Raw genomic sequence first — 6259 nt, forward strand, 5'->3', positions numbered from 1 at the left:
GGCGTGGCCCTCGGCGAGCCGGGCCAGCGGCAGGTCGCGCGCGCCCAGCGCGGACAGCTGCGCCCACCGCTGCGCCGTCGCCCCCGACCCGGGCAGCGGGGGGCACCACCCGCCGTCCAGGAGCGCGGCGAAGGCGTCCGCGGTCCGGGAAATCTGGCCGGACCAGTTCTGCAGGGGCACCGGCCGCCGCTACCCCCGGCCGAGGGGGCCTCAACCGGGCCCCGGCGGATGTGTAGGCGGCCGGGCGCTGCGGTAGTGAGACCCCGGGACCGCCGACCGGCGGTCGCACGACGAGTTCTGGAGGGACCGCGGTGTTCGACGACGAGGACATGACCAGCGTGGAGGGCCCCGCGGACAGCGGCGCCGGCGAGGGCACCCCGGGCCAGCACGACGGCGGCGCCGACGGCAGCGCCGAGGGCCCCGCGGACAGCGGCGCCGGCGGCGGCACCCCGGGCCAGCACGACGGCGGGGCCGACGGCTCGGCCTGAGCCACGGCTCGACGAGGGCCGGGCGACCACTCCCACAGGAGCGGTCACCCGGCCCTCGGCACGTCCGGAGCGGGATGTGTGCGCCGGTCCCGGGGGCGGTAAGGACGGCGGGGCGGAGCACGTCCGCCGCGGACGAGGAGGAACCAGGTGGAGCACGGAGGAACGGCCCTGCGCCGGTGCGTGGGGGTCGACCCGGCGGAGTTCGCCGAGCACCACTGGGCCCGTCGCCCGCTGCTGACCAGCGCGGCGCAGCTGGGCCAGGACTTCTCCGACCTGCTCACCCTGGCCGACGTCGACGAGCTGCTGAGCACCCGCGGCCTGCGCACCCCGTTCCTGCGCATCGCCCGCAACGGCGAGGTCGTCGACGCCAAGCGCTTCACCGGGCCGGGCGGCGCGGGGGCCGAGGTGGCCGACCAGGTGTCCTCCGACGCCGTCCTGCGGCTGTTCAGCGAGGGCTCGACCGTGGTGCTGCAGGGCCTGCACCGGCTGTGGCCGCCGCTGATCGCCTTCGCCGACGCGCTCGCCGCCGAGCTGGGCCACCCGACCCAGGTCAACGCCTACATCACCCCGCCGTCCTCGCAGGGCTTCTCCCCGCACTACGACGTGCACGACGTCTTCGTCCTGCAGGTCGCCGGCGAGAAGCACTGGACGATCCACGAGCCGGTGCTCACCGACCCCCTCCGCACCCAGCCATGGGGCGAGCGGGCCGACGCGGTCGCCGCCCGGGCGGCCGAGGAGCCGGTCGTCGACGCGGTGCTGCGCCCCGGGGACGCGCTCTACCTGCCCCGCGGCTACCTGCACTCGGCGCGGGCACTGGGCGAGATCAGCGCCCACCTGACCATCGGGGTGCACGACGTGACCCGCTGGGGTGCGGTGGAGTCCGCGCTGGACCTGGTGCGCAGCCTGGCCGTCGACGACCCGTCGCTGCGCACCTCGCTGCCGCTGGGTGTGGACCTGGCCGACCCGGCGAGCACGGCCGAGGACGTCGCCGCGGTGATCGCGGGTCTGCACGCCGCCCTGGACCGGGTGGACCCGTCCGCGGTGGCCGACCGGCTGCGCTCGCGCACGTGGGCGCAGGTGCGCCCCGAGCCGGTGTCCCCGCTCGCCCAGTCGACCGCGGCGGCCGCGCTGACCCCGGACACGGTGCTGCGGGTGCGCCCGCGACTGCGGGTGCAGCTGCGCGAGCCGGTCGGCGAGCAGGTCGTGCTGGTGACCGGCCGGCAGCACCGCACCTTCCCGGCCGCGCAGCGCCCGGCGCTGGCCGAGCTGCTGGCGGTGGGCGAGCTGAAGGTGGGCGACCTGCCCGGGCTGCCCGCGGAGGAGCAGGTCGAGCTGGCCCGCCGGCTGGTGGTGGAGGCGGTCGCCGTCGTCCCCGACGCACGGGCCGGTGCACCCGTGCACCATGGGAGCCGATGACCGCCGAACAGCTGACCGGGACGGGCCCGGGGGACCCCTACTGCCAGCACCCCGACCCCAGGCGCCGGCCGGTCGGCCGGCTGGACGACGGCCGCTGCTCGGTGCAGGCGCTGCTGGCCGGGGACTCCCCGCTGGCCACCGCTCCCCCCGCCCGCCGCTGGCTCCTGGTCGAGCAGCCCGGGCCCTGGGGCCGGGACGCCCTGCTGCAGTCCCGCTTCGACGCGGCCGTCGCGCCGCAGCTGGCGCAACGGGCCCGCGAGGCCGGGCTGCGGATCCAGATGGTGCGGCGGCCCGGCGAGAAGCTGGCCGAGTCGCAGGGGCGCTGGGCGGTGGCCGACGTCCGCGAGGGCTGGGTGCGGTGGTCCCGGCGCGCCCGAGACGCCGAGCTGCTCGACGCCCCGCTGGACGGCTCGGTCGGCGTGCAGGTCGACGTGCCCTCGTTCCTGGTGTGCACGCACGGCGGCCACGACGCCTGCTGCGCGGTGCGCGGCCGGCCGCTGGCCCGCACGCTGCCCGGCGACGTCTGGGAGACCAGCCACCTGGGCGGTGACCGGTTCGCCGCCAACGTGCTGGTGCTGCCCACCGGTCACCTCTACGGCCAGGTCGCCGACGACGGCAGCGGGCTGGCCCGGGCCCACGCCCGCGGCGAGGTGGTGCTCACCGGCCTGCGCGGGCGGGCGGGGCTGACCCCGCCGGCGCAGGCCGCGCAGCAGTTCGCCCGGGCCGAGCTGGGCCTGCTGGGCGTGGCCGACCTGCCGGTGGTGTCGGTGCGCTCCGGCGGCGCGGCGCAGGACGGCGCCGAGCGGTGGGAGGTGGGCCTGCGCGGCCCGGACGGCGACGTGCGGGTGGTGCTGGACAGCCGGTTGTCCGCCGAGGCCCGCCGGCTGACGTGCGCGGCGGCCACGCCCGGCCGCTTCCGCACCTGGCACCCGGTCTCGGTCGGCTAGAGCCCGGCCTCCCCGCGCACCCGGCGGGAGGGCGCGAAGAACTGCAGGTCGAGGAAGTCCGGTGGGTCGGCGACACCGGGACCGCCGTCGGCGACCCACCGGAGGACGTCGGCGGTGCGGTCCTCGTCGAGGACGCCGCCCAGCCACTGCGGCCGCGCGCCGGCGGCCCGCCCGGCCGGGCTCGGGCTGACCACCACCACGTTGGACCGCTCGCAGGCGTCCAGGCAGTCGACCACCCGGACCTTCGCGCCGCCGGCCCGGAAGGCGTCCAGCTGTGCCCGGTGGTCGGTCCCCGGGTGCTTCTCGGCGCGGCCGCAGCAGCAGCCGCGGCACACGGTGAGGACCGGGCCGCTCACAGCGCGGACCCCCGGGCCACCAGCAGCGGGATCGCGAGCTCGGTGGCGGTGAGGGAGCCGTGGTAGGCGGCCAGCACCGACGGGACCGGTTCCTGCCGGGTGGCCGTGAGCGCCCAGGTGCCGCGGGCCAGCGCCACGACGTCGCCGACCCGGGCGGCCAGGGCGTCGTCCACCGGGCCGAAGACGCCGCTGGCGATCGCCTCGTCCCGACCGACCACCCACGCGCGGTCGCCGACCTCGGCGCGCCAGGCGGCCAGGACGTCGGCCGCGGCGCCGGGGACGGCGTGCACGTACCGGGCCCGGGGTTCGCCGGCCAGCAGCCGGACCCCCTCGGTCAGGGTCGGGGTGGCGTCGACGTCGAGCCGGGTGCCGGCGGGGACGTCGAGCATGCCGTGGTCGGCGGTGACCAGCAGGGCGGCGTCGTCGGGCAGGCCGTCCAGCACCTGGGCCACCACGAGGTCGACGTGGGCCAGCTGCTGGCGCCAGGACGGGGAGTCCACCCCGCGCACGTGGCCGGTCAGGTCGAGCTCGGCGTGGTAGCCGTAGACCAGGGTGCGGTCGGCGTCGGCCAGCGAGCGGGTGAGCACCCCGGCCAGGTCGCCGGGGCTGACCGCCGGTGCGTAGCGGGCGCCGCGGTAGGCCGCGCGGGTCAGCCCGGAGCCGGCGTAGGCGTAGGGCCCGACGACGGTGGAGGGCACGTCGGCGGCGGCGAGCTGCGCGAAGACCGTGGGCCGGGCCTGCCAGGTGGCCGGGTCGGGGTCGTCGGTCCACTGGGTGTGGACCAGCGGGCGGTCCTCGCCGGGGACGTCGGTGACGAAGCCGAGCACCCCGTGCCCGCCGGGCGGCACGCCGGTGCCCAGGCTGGTGAGGCTGACCGGGGTCGTGCTGGGGCAGGGCGCCTGCAGGTCGCCGAGCGGCGCGGCGAGGCCGGCCAGGGTGGGCGCGAGGTGGGCGTGCGCGCGGACCAGGTCGGCGCCCAGCCCGTCCACCAGCAGGACGGCGACCCGGCGGGCGCCGTGCAGGTGCTGGGCGAGGCCGAGACGGTCGGCGAGGCCCGGCCGGCCGCCGCCGCCGAGGGCTGCGGCGACCGAGGGCAGGACGTCGGCGAGGGTGGCGGTGCCGTAGGCGGGGCGGTGCAGGTCCGCGGGCAGGGTCACGGCGCCCCGCGGCTGGCGACGACGTGCAGGCCGGTGGCCACGTCGCGGTAGGGCGAGATGCCGGCCAGCTCGAGCTCGAGCCGGCGCAGCGCGTCGGGGTCGGCGCCGGAGGTGGACTCCAGCAGGTCGGCCACGACGGACACCCCGCGCCAGTCCCCGGCCTGCAGACCGGCACCGCGGACCAGCGACAGCAGCTCCTCCGGGCTGAACCGGCGCCGGGCGTGCCGGGTGCGGGCCCGGTCGGGCGCCGGGTCGCGGTCGCCGAGCAGGGCGCGGGCCTCGACCGGGTGCCCGGCGAGTGCCCGGGCCAGGACCGCGCCGGCCCGGTTGGCGGCGGTCACGCTCAGCCGGCCGCCGGGCCGCAGCACCGCGGTGATGCCGGCGAGGGTGGCGGCGGGGTCGTCGACCACCTCGAGGACGGCGTGCACCAGCGCCAGGTCGTACCCGCCCTCGGGGCCACCCACGGCACCGAGCGCGTCCGCGTCACCCTGCACGCCGCGCACCCGACCGGCCACCCCGGCCAGGTCCGCGCGGCGGCGGAGGGTGGCCAGCGCGTCGGCGGAGGTGTCGACGACGGTGACGGTGTGCCCGAGCTGGGCCAGCGGGACCGCGAAGACCCCGGCCCCGCCGCCGACGTCGAGCACCTGCAGCGCGGCGCCACCCACCAGCGGGTCCAGGGCCGCCCACACCGCGGCGGAGCGGACCGGGGGCTCGGCGGGGCCGCCGTGGCCTGCGGGCGGGGTCTGCGGCTGCGGCACCCTGGCGACCCTAGACGGGGGCGCGCACCGCCCGCAGCACCGCGTCCCGCACCGTCATCGGTCGCCCACCGGGCCCGGGTGGGAACACCGCCTCGCGGGTCGGGTCGGTGGCGCTGACCTGCCAGTCCGCACCGAGGTCAAGGCCCGCGGCCATCTCGGCGGCGGTGGCGAACAGCTCGGCGCTGAACGGGGTCTCGCCACCACCGTGCGAGTCGGCGTGGTGGGCGGTGATCAGCAGGGTGCCGCCGCGGGCGACCGCGGCGGCGAGCTTGCGGTGGAAGGCGGCGAGCTCGGCGCGGGGGAACTGCACGAAGGAGACGGTGACCAGGTCGTAGGCGGCGGCCGGCGGGGCCCAGTCGCTGCGGCCGTCGGAGTGCTCGAAGGTGATCGCGTCGCCGACCCCGGCTGCCCGGGCGGCCTCCCGGGCCCGCTCGAGGGCGACCGGGGAGACGTCGGTGGCGGTGACCCGCCACCCCTGCCGGGCCAGCCAGATCGCGTCGCCACCCTCGCCGCAGCCGACGTCCAGGGCCCGGCCCGGGGCGAGGTCGGTGGCCACCTCGACCAGCCGCTGGTTGGCGTTGCCCGACCACATCGACCGTTCGCGGTAGCGGTCGTCCCAGAAGGACTCGGTGAACCACAGCGACGGGTCGGTGTCGCGCCACGCCGCCAGCTGCTCCTCGGACCCGTGGTCGTGGGTGTGCTCGTGGTCGTGGGTGTGCCCGGACCGGTGGTGGGTGTCGTCGTGGGGGTGCGCGGTGGCCATGGCACGACCCTCGACCACCCCGGGCGGGACCCGCAAGCACCCGTGCCGGACCGGCAAAGGGCCGCCGGACGCAGCCAGGTCAGGCAGGGCGCAGCCGGCGCACCTCCGGGTGGTCGGGCGGGGCGGGCTCGGCGGCCTGCGCCGACACCGGCCGGCCCAGGGTCGTCTCGACGACGGCCAGGAAGGCCCCGGCGTCCCGGACCAGGTCGTCGGCCTCCCGCTCGGTGACCGCCGAGGTCAGCCCGGCCTCCGCCGCGGCCCGCTTGGCCGCGCCGGCGGCGAAGAACGCCGCCCACTCGCCCAGCTCCGGTGCCACCTGGCCGATGAGGACCCAGGCGCTGCGCGGCCGCCGTCGCCCGGACTCCGGCCGGGTG

8 protein-coding genes and 1 pseudogene are annotated in these 6259 nt (G+C 78.4%); 3 read left to right on the top strand and 6 right to left on the bottom strand.

Annotation, left to right across the window (positions count from 1 at the left end):
- Positions 1 to 180 (bottom strand): annotated as a pseudogene (locus NH342_RS21465) (hypothetical protein); the annotation flags it as partial.
- A 131-nt stretch (positions 181 to 311) separates the two neighbouring features.
- Between NH342_RS21465 and NH342_RS21470 the strand changes: the two are divergent.
- The 3 genes from NH342_RS21470 to NH342_RS21480 all read left to right on the top strand — a co-directional run bounded on the left by NH342_RS21470 (position 312) and on the right by NH342_RS21480 (position 2851).
- Positions 312 to 488: a hypothetical protein gene (locus tag NH342_RS21470; protein ID WP_253018158.1), complete on the top strand. Its 177-nt coding sequence runs from the start codon at positions 312 to 314 to the stop codon at positions 486 to 488.
- A 147-nt stretch (positions 489 to 635) separates the two neighbouring features.
- Positions 636 to 1904, top strand: coding sequence for a JmjC domain-containing protein (locus NH342_RS21475; protein WP_308200725.1), 1269 nt, complete (start codon positions 636 to 638; stop codon positions 1902 to 1904).
- Entirely contained in the window at positions 1901 to 2851 is a 951-nt protein-coding gene (locus NH342_RS21480) for a sucrase ferredoxin (protein ID WP_253018160.1), read from the top strand. The genes NH342_RS21475 and NH342_RS21480 overlap by 4 nt, the downstream gene beginning before the upstream one ends.
- Here NH342_RS21480 and NH342_RS21485 read toward each other — a convergent pair.
- The 5 genes from NH342_RS21485 to NH342_RS21505 form a co-directional block, all read right to left on the bottom strand.
- Positions 2848 to 3207 (bottom strand): (2Fe-2S) ferredoxin domain-containing protein, encoded by a 360-nt coding sequence (locus NH342_RS21485; protein WP_253018162.1) that lies wholly within the window; start codon positions 3205 to 3207, stop codon positions 2848 to 2850. The two genes, NH342_RS21480 and NH342_RS21485, sit on opposite strands and share 4 nt — an antisense overlap.
- On the bottom strand, positions 3204 to 4364 hold the full coding sequence (locus NH342_RS21490; protein ID WP_253018165.1) for an alkaline phosphatase family protein: 1161 nt from the start codon (positions 4362 to 4364) through the stop codon (positions 3204 to 3206). Before NH342_RS21490 ends, NH342_RS21485 begins: the two co-directional genes overlap by 4 nt.
- Complete coding sequence (locus NH342_RS21495; RefSeq protein WP_253018167.1) at positions 4361 to 5122, bottom strand: methyltransferase domain-containing protein; 762 nt, start codon at positions 5120 to 5122, stop codon at positions 4361 to 4363. Before NH342_RS21495 ends, NH342_RS21490 begins: the two co-directional genes overlap by 4 nt.
- Before the next feature lie 10 nt (positions 5123 to 5132).
- Entirely contained in the window at positions 5133 to 5885 is a 753-nt protein-coding gene (locus tag NH342_RS21500; protein WP_253018169.1) for a bifunctional 2-polyprenyl-6-hydroxyphenol methylase/3-demethylubiquinol 3-O-methyltransferase UbiG, read from the bottom strand.
- Between the two features lie 79 nt (positions 5886 to 5964).
- A partial coding sequence (locus NH342_RS21505; RefSeq protein ID WP_253018170.1) for an SAV_6107 family HEPN domain-containing protein occupies positions 5965 to 6259 on the bottom strand: 295 nt, incomplete at its 5' end.

This window comes from Klenkia sp. PcliD-1-E, from assembly GCF_024124375.1.
GTDB lineage: Bacteria > Actinomycetota > Actinomycetes > Mycobacteriales > Geodermatophilaceae > Klenkia.